General features: G+C 40.6%; 12 protein-coding genes. All 12 read left to right on the forward strand.

Features of this window, described 5'->3' with window-relative positions:
- Positions 1 to 107 precede the first annotated feature (107 nt).
- Entirely contained in the window at positions 108 to 1,388 is a 1,281-nt protein-coding gene (gene yfmF / locus MHH41_RS08185; protein WP_340866088.1) for an EF-P 5-aminopentanol modification-associated protein YfmF, read from the forward strand.
- The gene (yfmH, locus tag MHH41_RS08190) at positions 1,385 to 2,677 is read left to right on the forward strand and encodes an EF-P 5-aminopentanol modification-associated protein YfmH (RefSeq protein WP_253622598.1); all 1,293 of its coding nucleotides are present in this window, start codon (positions 1,385 to 1,387) and stop codon (positions 2,675 to 2,677) included. The genes yfmF and yfmH overlap by 4 nt, the downstream gene beginning before the upstream one ends.
- 152 nt (positions 2,678 to 2,829) lie before the next feature.
- Positions 2,830 to 3,306 carry a MarR family winged helix-turn-helix transcriptional regulator gene (locus MHH41_RS08195; RefSeq protein ID WP_003212512.1) on the forward strand — a complete coding sequence of 159 codons (477 nt, stop codon included), beginning with the start codon at positions 2,830 to 2,832 and terminating at the stop codon, positions 3,304 to 3,306.
- The gene (locus MHH41_RS08200) at positions 3,284 to 6,403 is read left to right on the forward strand and encodes an MMPL family transporter (RefSeq protein WP_340866090.1); all 3,120 of its coding nucleotides are present in this window, start codon (positions 3,284 to 3,286) and stop codon (positions 6,401 to 6,403) included. The genes MHH41_RS08195 and MHH41_RS08200 overlap by 23 nt, the downstream gene beginning before the upstream one ends.
- 31 nt (positions 6,404 to 6,434) lie before the next feature.
- Positions 6,435 to 7,163 (forward strand): elongation factor P 5-aminopentanone reductase, encoded by a 729-nt coding sequence (ymfI, locus tag MHH41_RS08205; protein ID WP_106028933.1) that lies wholly within the window; start codon positions 6,435 to 6,437, stop codon positions 7,161 to 7,163.
- A gap of 73 nt (positions 7,164 to 7,236) precedes the next feature.
- A complete protein-coding gene (locus MHH41_RS08210; RefSeq protein WP_003211590.1) occupies positions 7,237 to 7,494 on the forward strand; it encodes a DUF3243 domain-containing protein in 258 nt (85 codons plus the stop codon).
- A gap of 131 nt (positions 7,495 to 7,625) precedes the next feature.
- The gene (locus MHH41_RS08215) at positions 7,626 to 8,417 is read left to right on the forward strand and encodes a DUF3388 domain-containing protein (protein WP_003211480.1); all 792 of its coding nucleotides are present in this window, start codon (positions 7,626 to 7,628) and stop codon (positions 8,415 to 8,417) included.
- A gap of 23 nt (positions 8,418 to 8,440) precedes the next feature.
- Positions 8,441 to 9,352, forward strand: coding sequence for a helix-turn-helix domain-containing protein (locus MHH41_RS08220; protein WP_003212257.1), 912 nt, complete (start codon positions 8,441 to 8,443; stop codon positions 9,350 to 9,352).
- Positions 9,353 to 9,427: 75 nt separating this feature from the next.
- Positions 9,428 to 10,009, forward strand: a complete 582-nt coding sequence (pgsA, locus tag MHH41_RS08225) for a CDP-diacylglycerol--glycerol-3-phosphate 3-phosphatidyltransferase (protein ID WP_310426755.1) — start codon at positions 9,428 to 9,430, stop codon at positions 10,007 to 10,009.
- Positions 10,010 to 10,025: 16 nt separating this feature from the next.
- On the forward strand, positions 10,026 to 11,276 hold the full coding sequence (locus MHH41_RS08230; protein ID WP_340866667.1) for a competence/damage-inducible protein A: 1,251 nt from the start codon (positions 10,026 to 10,028) through the stop codon (positions 11,274 to 11,276).
- Positions 11,277 to 11,452: 176 nt separating this feature from the next.
- Positions 11,453 to 12,490: a recombinase RecA gene (gene recA / locus MHH41_RS08235; protein WP_050944976.1), complete on the forward strand. Its 1,038-nt coding sequence runs from the start codon at positions 11,453 to 11,455 to the stop codon at positions 12,488 to 12,490.
- Positions 12,491 to 12,631: 141 nt separating this feature from the next.
- A complete protein-coding gene (locus MHH41_RS08240; RefSeq protein WP_309216728.1) occupies positions 12,632 to 13,807 on the forward strand; it encodes a serine hydrolase domain-containing protein in 1,176 nt (391 codons plus the stop codon).
- Positions 13,808 to 14,022 lie beyond the last annotated feature (215 nt).

Consider the following 14,022-nt stretch of genomic DNA (forward strand, 5'->3'; position numbering starts at 1 on the left):
TCCTATCCTTTCCTCTGATTGATATAATGTCTATTAAATGGCTGTTTTACGTATATATCAGCTATGTTCTAATACATAATAAATAGGATGAACAAAGGAGGTTTCTCATGACGTACTTACAAGAGAAGACACTAGACACACCTGGTCTTCATACTCATATTGTCAAAACAGAAAAATTTAAAACGGTCACAATCCTTTTTAAAATGCTTGCGCCTCTATCGAAAGATGACGTCACCATGCGTTCACTTTTCCCGCATGTGCTGTTAAGAGGAACAGAGAAAATGCCGAAAACAGGAGAATTGCGTGCTTATTTTGATGAGCTTTATGGTGCTACAATTTCGGCAGACATGGCGAAAAAAGGGGAGAATCACATCATTACCTTCCGCCTGGAAATGGCGAATGAGAAATATTTAAAGGATCAAACCCCTTTACTAGAAAAAGGGATTGCCTTACTATCTGATCTACTATTCCATCCGTATGTTGAAAATGGAGCGTTTAGTCAATTATATGTAGATCAAGAAAAACGTACTTTAAAACAGCGAATTCAAGCAGTGTATGATGATAAAATGCGTTACTCGAACTTAAGGCTTGTGCAGGAAATGTGCAAAGGTGAACCGTATGCACTGCACGTCAATGGAGAAATGGAAGATATCGAAACGATCACAGCTCATTCGCTGTTTGAAGCATATAAGCATGCGCTTCAAACAAATCAGCTTGATCTTTATGTTGTGGGAGATGTAGACGAACAAGACATCAGCCGAATGGTCTCTCAATACTTCAAAACAAGTGATAGAGAACTGGTTAAACAACACGCTGAATCAGCAAGCACGCAAAGAGAAGCAAAAGAAGTCATCGACGAAGAAGACGTGAAGCAAGGCAAACTGAATATCGGCTTTCGCACGCATACGACGATTGCAGATGACGATTATCCGGCTTTGCATTTGTTTAATGGCATATTCGGCGGCTTCTCACACTCGAAGCTATTCATCAATGTTCGGGAAAAAGCAAGTCTTGCGTACTACGCTGTGTCTAGACTTGAGAGCTTTAAAGGCTTGATGATGGTCATGTCAGGGATTGAAGTCGGCAACTATCAGCAGGCAGTAGACATCATTAAAGAACAATTTGAAGCGATGCAAAAAGGTGATTTTTCAGATGAAGCGATTGACCAAACAAAAGCTGTCGTCAAAAATCAGCTGCTTGAAACGATCGATACATCTTATGGGACAGCGGAATACCTGTATCAGCATGCCGTTGTGCCAACAGGGGAAACGCTTGATTCCTTTTTAGAAGCACTTGACCGAGTGACAAAAGAGGACATCATCAAAGTGGGTCAGAAAATCGAATGGGATACGACCTATTTTCTTAAAGGAACGGAGGGTGCTTCATGACAGTGAAAACAATTCAATTCGACCAGCTGCAAGAAACGGTCTATCACGAAAAAATGGAGAGCGGACTTGACGTCTATGTGCTCCCAAAGCAAGGGTTTAACAAAACCTATGCGACCTTTACAACCAAATATGGCTCTGTCGATAACGAATTTGTGCCGCTTGGCAAAGAAGACATGATTCGAGTGCCTGACGGAATTGCCCATTTCTTAGAGCATAAACTGTTTGAAAAAGAAGACGGAGACGTATTTCATACATTTAGTAAACAAGGAGCATCCGCAAATGCTTTTACGACATTTACGAGAACAGCTTACTTATTCTCAAGCACCTCAAATGTCGAACAAAATCTTGAGACACTCATTGATTTTGTTCAGGAACCTTATTTTACTGAAAAAACGGTCGAAAAAGAAAAGGGCATCATTGGTCAAGAGATTAACATGTATGATGACAATCCGGACTGGCGTTTATTCTTCGGTCTGATTGAAAATCTATATCAAGAGCACCCCGTGAGAATTGATATAGCTGGAACAGTAGAAAGCATTGCTCCGATTACAAAAGATCATTTGTATGAATGCTATGAAACGTTCTATCACCCGAGCAATATGCTTCTATTTGTTGTCGGTCCCGTTGATCCGAAGCAAATATTAGATCAAGTTCGAGCAAATCAGGCGAAAAAGCCATTTACAGACCAGCCAGAGATCAAACGAAAAGACATCAATGAGCCTGAAGGTGTGTACCGAAAAGAATACGAACTTCCAATGAACGTACAAGGCTCGAAATGTATGTTCGGTATGAAAACAAAGAATCCTCATAAAAAAGGAAATGAGCTGTTAAAACATGAGCTCGGAATGAATCTCATTTTAGAGACACTGTTTGGTAAAAGCTCCTTACAATATGAACAAATGTATGAAAAAGGTTTAATTGATGAGACCTTCAGCTACGATTATACGGAAGAAGGCGGCTTTGGCTTCACGTCAGTTGGCGGAGACACAAATGATCCTGATCAACTGGCGAAAGTATTAAAAGAAACCCTTCTTCAAGCAAAGAACTTGATCTCAGAAGAGAAAATTGAGCTCGCGCGTAAGAAGAAAATCGGCAGCTTTTTAAAAGCGATGAACTCTCCTGAATACATTGCAAACCAATTTACCCGATATGCATTTTTAGACATGAGCTTATTTGATGTCGTGACTATGCTGGAACAGATCCAATTAACCGACATTCAGCAAATTTTAGAGGAAGAAATTGATGAAGAACGGATGTCCGTTTTCAAAGTCGTCCCGAAAACCAAATAAATAAAGAGAGACAAACTCAGATAAATGAGTTTGTCTTTTTTGTCTCTAATGAATAAAAGCCTGTGATTTGTATGGATTTTCATTGACAATCATTTTGTTCATTAGTTAAACTCTTTAATAGTTAAACACTTAAACTAAAAAAGGAGCAACGTATGGAACAAAATAAAATTGCACAGCTCATTCAGAGATATGCAGACGTCTATCTTATGATGGAAAAAAAGGTATCGAGTATGATCACGGAAAAGCTTGATAAAGAGCTGACGCTTGATCAGTATTACTCGCTTCGATACATCAATTTACATCCTGGATGTACGTCTACTGACCTTGCAAATGTATGCAATGTGAATAAAAGTGCGGTAACCTCCATGACCAATCGTCTTTTTACAAAAAACTATATTGTCCGTGAGCACGATAAAGCCGATCGAAGAAATGTTCACCTTTACGTCACGCCAGAGGGCAAAGATGTGGTCAGCCGAATGGAAAAGCAGCTTCAGGATCTCGTTCGATCTTATTTTGAAAAGCTGGAAGAAAAAGAAATGGAATCATTTATTCAAACATATGAAAAGATCTATCAAGTAATCATCGAAGAGGAGGCACAAAGTACTAATGAGAGCAATCATAAAGGGTAGATGGCTGATCACGATTTTATGGATCGTATTAGCGGCAGTGTTACTCATCACCGCCCCTAATATGGCGCAATTAACAAAAGAAAAAGGGCAAATTTCAGTACCAGACGGCTATCCGTCCTCATATGCAAATCAGTTATTAAAGAAAATGTCTGAAAACGGTGATACAGAAAAATCAATTGTCATTGTCTTTCAAGAAAAGAACATCGTCAAAGAAAGAGAAACATCTTTAAAAAAGGCAATGGAGATTTTAGAAAAGGACCAAGATCTACATGTCGAGGACATCACTTCTTATTTTGACGCCAATAAAGATATCAAAAAACAGATGCTTTCTAAAGATCGCACGACGCTCCTTGTTCCAGTTACATATGACTCAAACAAAATCAAAGCTTCCGATTTTAAAGAAAGAGTCAATGAAAAGCTGAAGAGCTTAAATCTCACATATGAAATGACAGGACAGCCGTTAATTGATGATGACGTGATCACAAGCTCGCAAGAAGGTCTGAAGAAAACAGAGTTCATTACGATTGGGTTTATTCTTATCGTTCTTGTCCTTGTCTTTAGATCAGCTGTGGCGCCTTTCGTTCCATTAGTCGCAGTAGCTCTGTCTTACTTGGTGAGTCAATCCATCGTGGCTTATTTAGTTAAATATCTCGACTTCCCGCTCTCGACCTTTACCCAAATTTTCATGGTCGCGATCATGTTTGGAATAGGAACGGACTACTGCATTCTACTTCTCAGCCGCTTTAAAGAAGAAATCGCACACGGTAAAGATAAAATTGAGGCAATTCTCATTACGTATAAAACAGCAGGAAAGACTGTTTTATTCAGCGGAATTGCTGTGCTCATCGGTTTTACATGTATTGGCCTGGCACAGTTTCAGCTCTATAAATCAGCTGTTGCAGTAGCAGTTGGTGTTGCTGTGCTCATTGTGGCGCTTCTCACGATTGTTCCGTTCTTTATGGCGGTTTTAGGAAAAGTGTTATTTTGGCCGATTAAAGGTGATATTGCGCATCCGCAGTCAAAAATGTGGGAAACAGCAGGACGCTTTTCATTTAAAAAACCACTTTTCAGTTTACTAATCGTAGGAATCATTACGCTTCCGCCCATTCTCATGTATAAAGAAACGCTTTCTTATAACAGCTTAGATGAAATCGGTAATAAATATGAATCAGTCAATGCATTCAATACGATTTCTGACAAATTTGGACCAGGAGAAGCTCTACCTGCAACGATTGTCGTGAAATCAGCTGATCTGTTAGACAACAATAAAGGGCTGATTGCTGTTGAAAAACTCAGCCGTGCAATTGAACAAACAGATGGCGTAAGTAAAGTGAGAAGTGCGACACGTCCTGTCGGTAAAGGGCTGAGTGATCTATACGTGAAATCACAAGCAAAAGAACTAAATACCGGACTTGATAAAAGTAATGAAGGCTTGAAAAAAATCCAAGATGCACTGACGACAATGAGTCAATCCATTGAGGATCAAACGCCGCAAATCAAATCATCTGGAAAAGGCATTAACAAATTGATTTCTGGTACAGAATCAGTGAAAACAGGCATTCAAAACATCGAAAAATCGTTAAGAGATTTACAAGGCGGAATCGATCAAAACAAAAACGGTGTTGCACAGATTAAAGAAAAAATTAAAGGTGCGAAAAAAGAATTAACGACTCAAGTCGAACAAGTAAATCAGCAAGTGTCGCTATATAAAAGCATTTCCAAAGAATTAAAGGCAGCATTGGCGCAGGTGGATACGTCCTCCTCTGCCGCAGCGGATGTAAAAGCATTAATCACACAAGCAAATAAACAATTTAGTACACTTGAAAAACAAATTCCGCAGGTGAAAGAAAATCAATCGTATCAAGCCATCAAAGCTTCATATAATGAACTTTCTACGACCTTGCAAGAAGGCGCAAAACAGGCAGACAGCTATGCCAAACAAGCGAAAGAAGCTAGAAAACAGCTTGAAGCAGCGGATGCCTTTATCGCAAAAGCTAAAGAGCAGCAAAAAGTCTTGACGAGTCAAATCGATGAACTCATTGCTGGCTTAGATGCAATTGAAACTGGATTGGATAAAACGTCTAAAGGTCAAGGGCAAATAGCTGATAATATGCCAAAGCTTGCAAATGGTGCCGGGCAAGTGATTGATGGTCAAAAACAAATGAAAGAAAAGATTGGCGGCTTTGGTGATGACCTGACCAAACTGACAGATGGGCTGAACAAAAGCGTCGATGGCTTAGAGAAAATTTCAAGCGGATTAATGGGTGCAGGTGACTACTTAGACGAACTGAAAAATGCACCAGATCAAGACATGGCCGGCTGGTTTATCCCAAAAGACGTGCTGAAAAACAAAGCATTCAAGCAAGTGTTTGATTCATACATGTCGGATGACCGCAAGATGACAAAGATTGATGTCATTTTAGAAAAAAATCCATATGGCAACGAAGCCATGTCGACGATCAAACAAGTAGAAGCTTCTGTCGAGCGGGCACTTCCTGAAACGAATTTAAAAGATGCATCATTCGGCGTTTCAGGTGTATCAAGTATGAATGCTGATTTAAAACAGCTTTCAGACCAAGATTTCAATAAGACGGTTCTTTACATGATGATCGGTATTTTCCTCATCCTTGTGATCCTGTTCCGTTCGCTTGTGATGCCACTGTACTTGGTAGGTTCACTTATTTTGACTTACTTTACAGCTATCGGAATGACAGAATTTATTTTCACTCATTTCTTCGGATATCCGGGCATTAACTGGGCGGTTCCATTCTTTGGATTTGTCATATTAATGGCGCTCGGAGTCGATTATTCGATTTTCTTAATGGAGAGGTTCAATGAATACAAAACAAAAGACATTCAGTTTGCGATGACCGAATCAATGAAGAATATGGGCTCTGTCATTATGTCTGCTGCTGTTATTTTGGCAGGAACATTTGCAGCCATGCTTCCTTCAGGAGTGCTGTCTCTCCTGCAGATTGCAACACTTGTTCTCACAGGACTTTTGCTGTACGCACTCGTTGTGCTACCATTGTTCGTACCTGTGATGGTGAAATTGTTCGGATCAGCGAACTGGTTCCCATTTAAACGAAAAGAATAGATATTTCAAATAGAAAGTAGGAATCCATGTGATGAGTCGTTGGGCGCTGATAACAGGTGCCAGTGGCGGGATTGGGCAGGCTGCGGCAAAAAAGCTTGCCCAGGAAGGCTGCCATGTGATACTCCATTATCACAAAAATGAACAGACAGCCGTTCAGCTTGCCGCTGAGCTGGAAGAAACATGTCATATTCAGACGCATGTCGTTCAAGCGGATTTAGCTAAAACGGGCGGAGCAGATGAGCTCGTCAGCCGTCTGCCTGTATGTCCAGATATTCTTGTATTAAATAGCGGTAAGAGTCATGTCGGATTAGTGACAGATACAGAAAAAGACGTATTAGCCAGTATGGTGCAGCTTCATGTCACAAGTCCATATGAGCTCACCCAGCACCTATTGCCAGCCATGATTCAAAAAAAAGCAGGTCATATTGTTGCGGTAAGCTCAATATGGGGAGAAACAGGTGCATCGTGTGAAGTGCTGTATAGCATGGTAAAGGGGGCGCAAAATGCGTTTATTAAAGGTCTGGCAAAAGAGCTTGCCCCAAGTGGAATTAGAGCAAATGCTGTTTCGCCAGGTGCTGTCCATACAGACATGATGAAAAGCTTCACACAAGAAGATATTGACATGCTGGAGGAAGAAATCCCGCTTGGCCGGCTTGCATCACCTGAGGAGATTGCAGATGTCATTTGGTTTCTCGCCTCAAAGCAGTCAAGTTATATGACAGGTCAAATTTTATCCGTTAATGGAGGCTGGTACTGTTAAATAACGTGTATAATTCGTAACTCCATGACAAAAGCTATGGCTGTAATTCATCTTTTCGAATGGAGGAATCGACATGTCAGTACTTGAGAACTGGGACCATTGGAAAAACTTTTTAGGTGACCGCTTAAATCATGCGCAGGATAAAGGCTTAAAAGATGATACCATCAATAACCTTGCGTATGAAATTGGCGGATATTTAGCTAACGAAGTTGAAGCAAAGAACGAGCAAGAAAGAGTACTTGCTGACCTTTGGAGCGTTGCATCAGAAGATGAGCAGCGCGCAATTGCCAATATGATGGTCAAACTGGTTGAAAATAATAGCTCGCACTAAACAAAAAGAGGGGTCGTTTGTGCCTCTCTTTTTATTTTAACTGTTTCACAACATTGTGCTTTCTAAAAATGTGAAAATGCTTTATGATATAGGAAGGTAAAAATTTGCCACAATGAAGGGGGTAATATCATTTGGCAAAGCTCGAATGGTATTTTGAATATGAGATACAGGTAAACCGTCCCGGACTTTTAGGAGACATTTCATCTCTAATGGGGATGCTTTCAATTAATATTGTGACAATTAATGGTGTTGATGTATCAAGACGCGGAATGCTTTTGCGCTGTGACCATACAGATCAAATTAAGCGCCTTGAATCAATTTTAAATACAATGGAAACGATAAAAGTAACGAAATTAAGACAGCCAAAACTTCGTGACCGCTTAGCGGTTCGTCACGGCAGATATATTCAGCGTGATGCAGATGACAAAAAGACGTTCCGATTTGAAAGGGACGAGCTTGGTCTTCTTGTTGATTTTATGGCAGAACTATTTAAAAAAGAAGGACATAAATTGATTGGGATTCGCGGGATGCCGCGTGTCGGAAAAACAGAATCAATTGTGGCTTCAAGTGTATGTGCCAGCAAGAGATGGCTATTTGTATCGTCGACTCTTTTGAAACAGACGATCCGAAGTCAGCTGATTGCGGATGAATACAGCCCAGATAACGTCTTTATTATTGATGGGATTGTGTCGACGCGAAGAGGTTCTGAGAAGCACTTGCAGCTTTTAAGAGAAATTATGAGACTGCCGGCAACAAAAGTAGTTGAGCATCCAGACATCTTTATTCAAAATTCAGAATATACAATGGATGATTTCGACTATATCATTGAATTGCGTAATAGTGCAGACGAAGAGATTACATATGAGCACGCTGAAGAACCACAAGTGTTTGATCATTCTGGTTTTTCTGGCTTCGATTTTTAATATGGTAATGGTAGGTGTTTGTTTTGACTGAATTGGGAAAACGGCTCATTGAGGCCAGAGAGGAAAAAGGGATGTCGCTGGAGGATCTTCAGACGGTGACCAAAATCCAAAAGCGCTACTTGCTAGCAATCGAACAAGGAAACTATGATATTATTCCAGGTAAATTTTACGTCAGAGCATTTATTAAACAATATGCCGAAGCCGTTGGACTAAATCCTGAACAATTGTTCGAAGAATTTCGTAAAGATGTGCCGAGCACATATAACGATGAAGTATCTGATAAATTATCAAATATTAAGCCGCAAAGAGAGCTGCCTAAGCCTGCCTCGAAGGTGCTTGAGCTGCTGCCGACCATCTTGATTATTGGAGGCGTCCTTGTGGTCATCGCGATCATTTATGTCATCGTGCAGGCGGTCAATCATGATAGCGGACAGAAGAACAACCAGACGGCTCCTCAGCAGTCAGAATCTAAGTATGAAGTATCTGAGGATTCATCTCTTGCCAAGGATCAAAAGAAAAAAGAAAAAGCTTCGTCAGATGATCAAGAAAAATCATCTAAAAAAGATGACTCATCAAAGGATTCATCCAAAGACGATGAAACGGTCTCTTTGAAGGCAGCGAATACAGAAGGCTCAACGACAACGTATGAAGTGTCAGGCGCAGATGAGATGGAGTTAACCATTTCTGCTACAAAAGCTTCTTGGCTGCGCGTCAGAGACGAATCTGGAAAAGTGCTGAAAATGGGTGAACTTAAAGATGGCGAATCGTTTAAAACAGACTTGTCTGAGCTCTCTCAGGTCGATATCCGTCTAGGCAATGCGACTGGAATTGATATTAAGGTGAATGACGAGACGCTTAAGTACGAATTAGACCCTAAGAACACCATGACACAAAACATTGTGATTGTGAATAAAGGAAAGGAAAAGTCATCTTAAGCAAGTAGATGACTTTTCTTTTGTTCCTACTATTATATATACATAAAAAAATGGCTTATTGGAGGATTGAAATTCATGTTTAACTTACCGAATAAAATAACTCTTTCTAGGATCGCCTTGATCCCTGTTTTTATGATTATTATGCTTGCACCTTTAGATTGGGGCTTTGCGCGTTTTGGTCACGTCAGCATCGAAGTGACACATCTTGTTGGAGCAATACTGTTTATTGTTGCTTCGACAACGGACTGGATTGATGGGTACTATGCGCGTAAACTGAACTTAGTGACGAATTTTGGTAAATTTTTAGATCCGCTTGCAGATAAATTGCTTGTTTCAGCTGCTTTAATTATACTTGTTCAGTACAACCTCACGCCGGCATGGATGGCGATTGTGATCATTAGCCGTGAATTTGCTGTAACTGGTCTAAGGCTTGTACTAGCCGGAGGCGGTGAAGTGGTAGCAGCTAATATGCTTGGAAAAGTGAAAACATGGGCGCAAATCATTGCGATTTCAGCTCTTCTATTGCATAACCTGCCGTTCGAACTTGTATCATTCCCGTTTGGTGACCTTGCGATGTGGGTAGCAGTGTTCTTCACTGTTGTGTCAGGCTGGGATTACTTTGTGAAAAACTGGGAAGCTTTAAAGAATGCTAACTAAAAAGGACGTGTACGCTTTGAAGTCAGAGAGAAAAGCAGAAATTATTGCAGTCGGTTCCGAACTATTGCTAGGGCAAATTACGAATACGAATGCACAATTCATCAGCAAACAGCTGGCTGAAATTGGTGTGAATGTTTATTACCATACAGCAGTTGGTGACAATCCAGAGCGTTTAAAAAGGGCCATTCAAGTGGCGCAGGAAAGATCGAATTTTATTATCTTCTCAGGTGGTCTTGGACCAACGAAAGATGATTTAACAAAAGAAACCATCGCAAGTACGCTTGGAAAAGAGCTCGTGCTAAATGAAGAAGCATTTGAATCCATTCAAGAATACTTTCGAAAGACTGGACGAGACATGTCACCGAATAACCGGAAGCAGGCACTCGTCCTAGAAGGATCTGATGTGCTCGTGAACCGGTTTGGAATGGCTCCAGGTATGTTTATTCAAGAAAACGATACGTTTTATATGCTTCTTCCTGGTCCGCCAAGTGAACTGCATCCAATGTTTGAGAACGAGGCGAAGCCGCTGATATCTGAGAAACTGGATTTGAAGGAAAAAATCGTGTCTGTTGTTCTTCGCTTTTTCGGAATCGGTGAATCACAGCTTGAAACAGACCTAGAAGATTTAATTGATGCTCAAACCAACCCAACGATTGCACCTCTCGCATCTGACGGTGAAGTGACACTTAGGCTCACGGCTAAGCATAAGGATGAAAAAGAAACGGAGCGTCTGTTAAAAGAGACGGAAGCGAAAATTTTAGCGCGTGTAGGAGAGTACTTCTACGGGTATGGTGATACATCACTTGTCCGTGAAGCCTCCAAGGCTCTGCACGAACACGGGAAAACAGTGGCAGCGGCTGAGAGCCTGACAGGCGGAATGTTTTCTGAATGGCTGACAGATCTTGAAGGTGCATCGTCGATTTTAAGCGGCAGTATCGTTTGTTATACAAACCAAGTCAAACAGCAGGTGCTTGGCTGCCGTGAGGAAACATTGTCTTCTCATGGTGCTGTTAGCAAAGAGTGTGCTTTAGAGCTTGCTGAAGGTGCTAGAAAGCTTACGGGAAGTGATATTGGCATTAGCTTTACGGGTGTAGCAGGCCCTGATACCCACGAGGGACAGCCTGTCGGAAAAGTGTTCATCGGGCTATCTATGAAAGACCATACAGACGTGTTTGAATGGATGTTTACAGGAAGCCGGTCGGGCATTCGAAAGCGCGCTGTGAAATACGGACTGCATCACTTGCTCAATTTATTAAAAGAAAGTTAATTTTGTTTTTTGTTAGGTTTACTCCTTTATAAAAGAGTGTTTTTTCTAATAGAAATCACTCTTTTCTTAAAAATCTGCCAAGAAAAAATCGAATATGTGTTCGTTTTTTTCTTGGCAAATGAGGTGAAACAAGGTATAGTATAGATAGTGGAATTGATAAAGGAGGAAACAATAGAATGAGTGATCGTCAAGCAGCCTTAGATATGGCTCTTAAACAAATAGAAAAACAGTTTGGTAAAGGCTCTATTATGAAACTAGGAGAGCGAACAGATACACGTATTTCAACAGTACCGAGTGGTTCGTTAGCACTTGATACTGCACTAGGAATAGGTGGATATCCTCGTGGCCGTATTATTGAAGTATATGGTCCAGAGAGTTCTGGTAAAACGACAGTAGCACTTCATGCCATTGCCGAGGTTCAGCAGCAGGGAGGACAAGCTGCATTTATTGATGCAGAGCATGCGCTCGATCCAGTTTACGCTCAAAAACTAGGTGTCAATATTGATGAGTTGTTACTTTCTCAGCCTGATACAGGAGAACAAGCACTTGAAATTGCAGAAGCTCTTGTCCGCAGTGGTGCAGTTGACATTGTTGTTATTGACTCAGTAGCTGCTCTTGTACCAAAAGCAGAGATTGAAGGAGACATGGGTGATTCACACGTTGGTCTACAAGCACGTTTGATGTCCCAAGCACTTCGTAAACTATCTGGTGCCATTAATAAATCAAAAACCATTGCCATCTTTATTAACCAAATTCGTGAAAAAGTTGGGGTCATGTTCGGTAACCCTGAAACAACGCCAGGTGGACGTGCGCTGAAGTTCTATTCATCTGTTCGTTTAGAAGTGCGCCGTGCTGAACAGCTGAAGCAGGGCAATGACATTATGGGGAATAAAACGAGAATTAAAGTAGTGAAAAACAAAGTAGCACCGCCATTCCGTATTGCAGAAGTAGACATTATGTACGGTGAAGGAATTTCAAAAGAGGGCGAAATCATCGACCTTGGAAGCGAACTAGATATCGTACAAAAGAGCGGTGCTTGGTATTCTTACCAAGAGGAACGTCTTGGACAAGGCCGCGAAAATGCGAAACAGTTCCTGAAAGAAAACAAAGATATCATGCTAATGATTCAGGAGCAAATTCGCGAACATTACGGCTTGGATAATAACGGAGTAGCGCAGCAGGAAGCTGAAGAGGCGCTAGAAGAATTAGAATAAAAATAAAATCAGTATGAAATGATACAAAAGGCTGGGTGAAAAAACTCAGCCTTTTTTATTTTGCAAAAAACTTTCGACAACTTTTTCAGTACTTCATCCGTCTAAAATATAAAATGGGATTTATTTTGGGAGGAAAAGGTAATGACAAGCCCAACCCGCAGTAGAACTGCAAAACGCAGACAGAGAAAACCAAATCAGAGGGGAAAACTTGTGCTTGTTTTTTTAGCAGCGATGATTTACTTAGCGATGTGGAATGTGCTTCATCGAAATAGTGAAGAGAACAACCCGTTTCAACAAACTGCAGCAGCTTCAAGTACTAGCCAGAAAAAAGAAGTCAAAAAGAAAACCGTCAAAAAATCAGAGGAACAAATCAAAACAGTAGACCGCAATCAAAATATCAGCAGCTATTTAAATGAGATCGGTTTCAGCGGAACAGCCATGATGGTTAAAAATGGAGAAATCGTAACAAATAAAGGTTTTGGTTATGCAGACCGTAAACAAAAAATTCAAAATAATCCATTGACATCTTTTTATGTCGGTTCGTCACAAAAAGCGCTGATAGCAACCGCTATTTTGCAGCTTGAGGAAAAGGGGAAACTTCAGACAAGTGATCCGGTAAGCATGTATTTACCTCATTTCCCTAACGGACAAAAGATTACCTTGAAAAATCTACTTACACATACATCGGGAATAAACGGACATATTGAAGGAAACGGCGCAATTACTCCGGACAATTTAATAAAAGATATAGAACGTCAGGGAATTAATCGTCAGCCGGGCGTATGGGAATACAAGGATTCCAACTATTCTGTTCTTGCTTATATTGTTGCTAAAGTAAGCGGTGAGTCCTATGAACAATATATAACGAATCATATTTTTAAACCGGCAGGAATGACGCATGCAGGTTTTTACAAAACATATGAAAAAAACCCTTATCCTGCTGTAGGGTATAAACTGAAAGGCGGCAGAATGATTACACCGTATATGCCTGATCTATCTCAGCTGTATGGTGCTGGAGATATTTATATGAGTGCTATAGATATGTGCAAATTTGACCAAGCACTGATAGACGGCAAACTGTATTCGCAGAAGAGCTATAAAAAGATGTTTACGCCAGGAAGTAGCTCCACATACGGAATGGGATTTTATGTTGCTCCCGGCAGCTATTCAAACCATGGTGTCATGCCGGGTTTCAACATTTTGAACAGCTTTAGCAAATCTGGACAAACCATTGTTGTATTGTTGTCAAACATTCAAAATAACACGAAACTGGGCCAAGTGAACAATATAATATATCAGCTGCTGAATCAAGAATAATTCTGATCTGCTTTTGCAAACGTTAAGATAGCAAGCTTGACAAGTATTTCCGACACAATTACAATGGAAATGTATCACTTGTTTTTCTTAACATGATTGATAACTAATTTAAACTTGACAAGGGCAGTGAGGATCTCATTCCCTGTGAAGGCCCTGTATGTTGAGACACAAAACAATGTACATGCCGACACTTTATTTGTAAAACCAAGTTCATA

It is taken from the genome of Bacillus sp. FSL K6-1145 (genome assembly GCF_038003425.1).
Lineage (GTDB): Bacteria > Bacillota > Bacilli > Bacillales > Bacillaceae > Bacillus > Bacillus pumilus.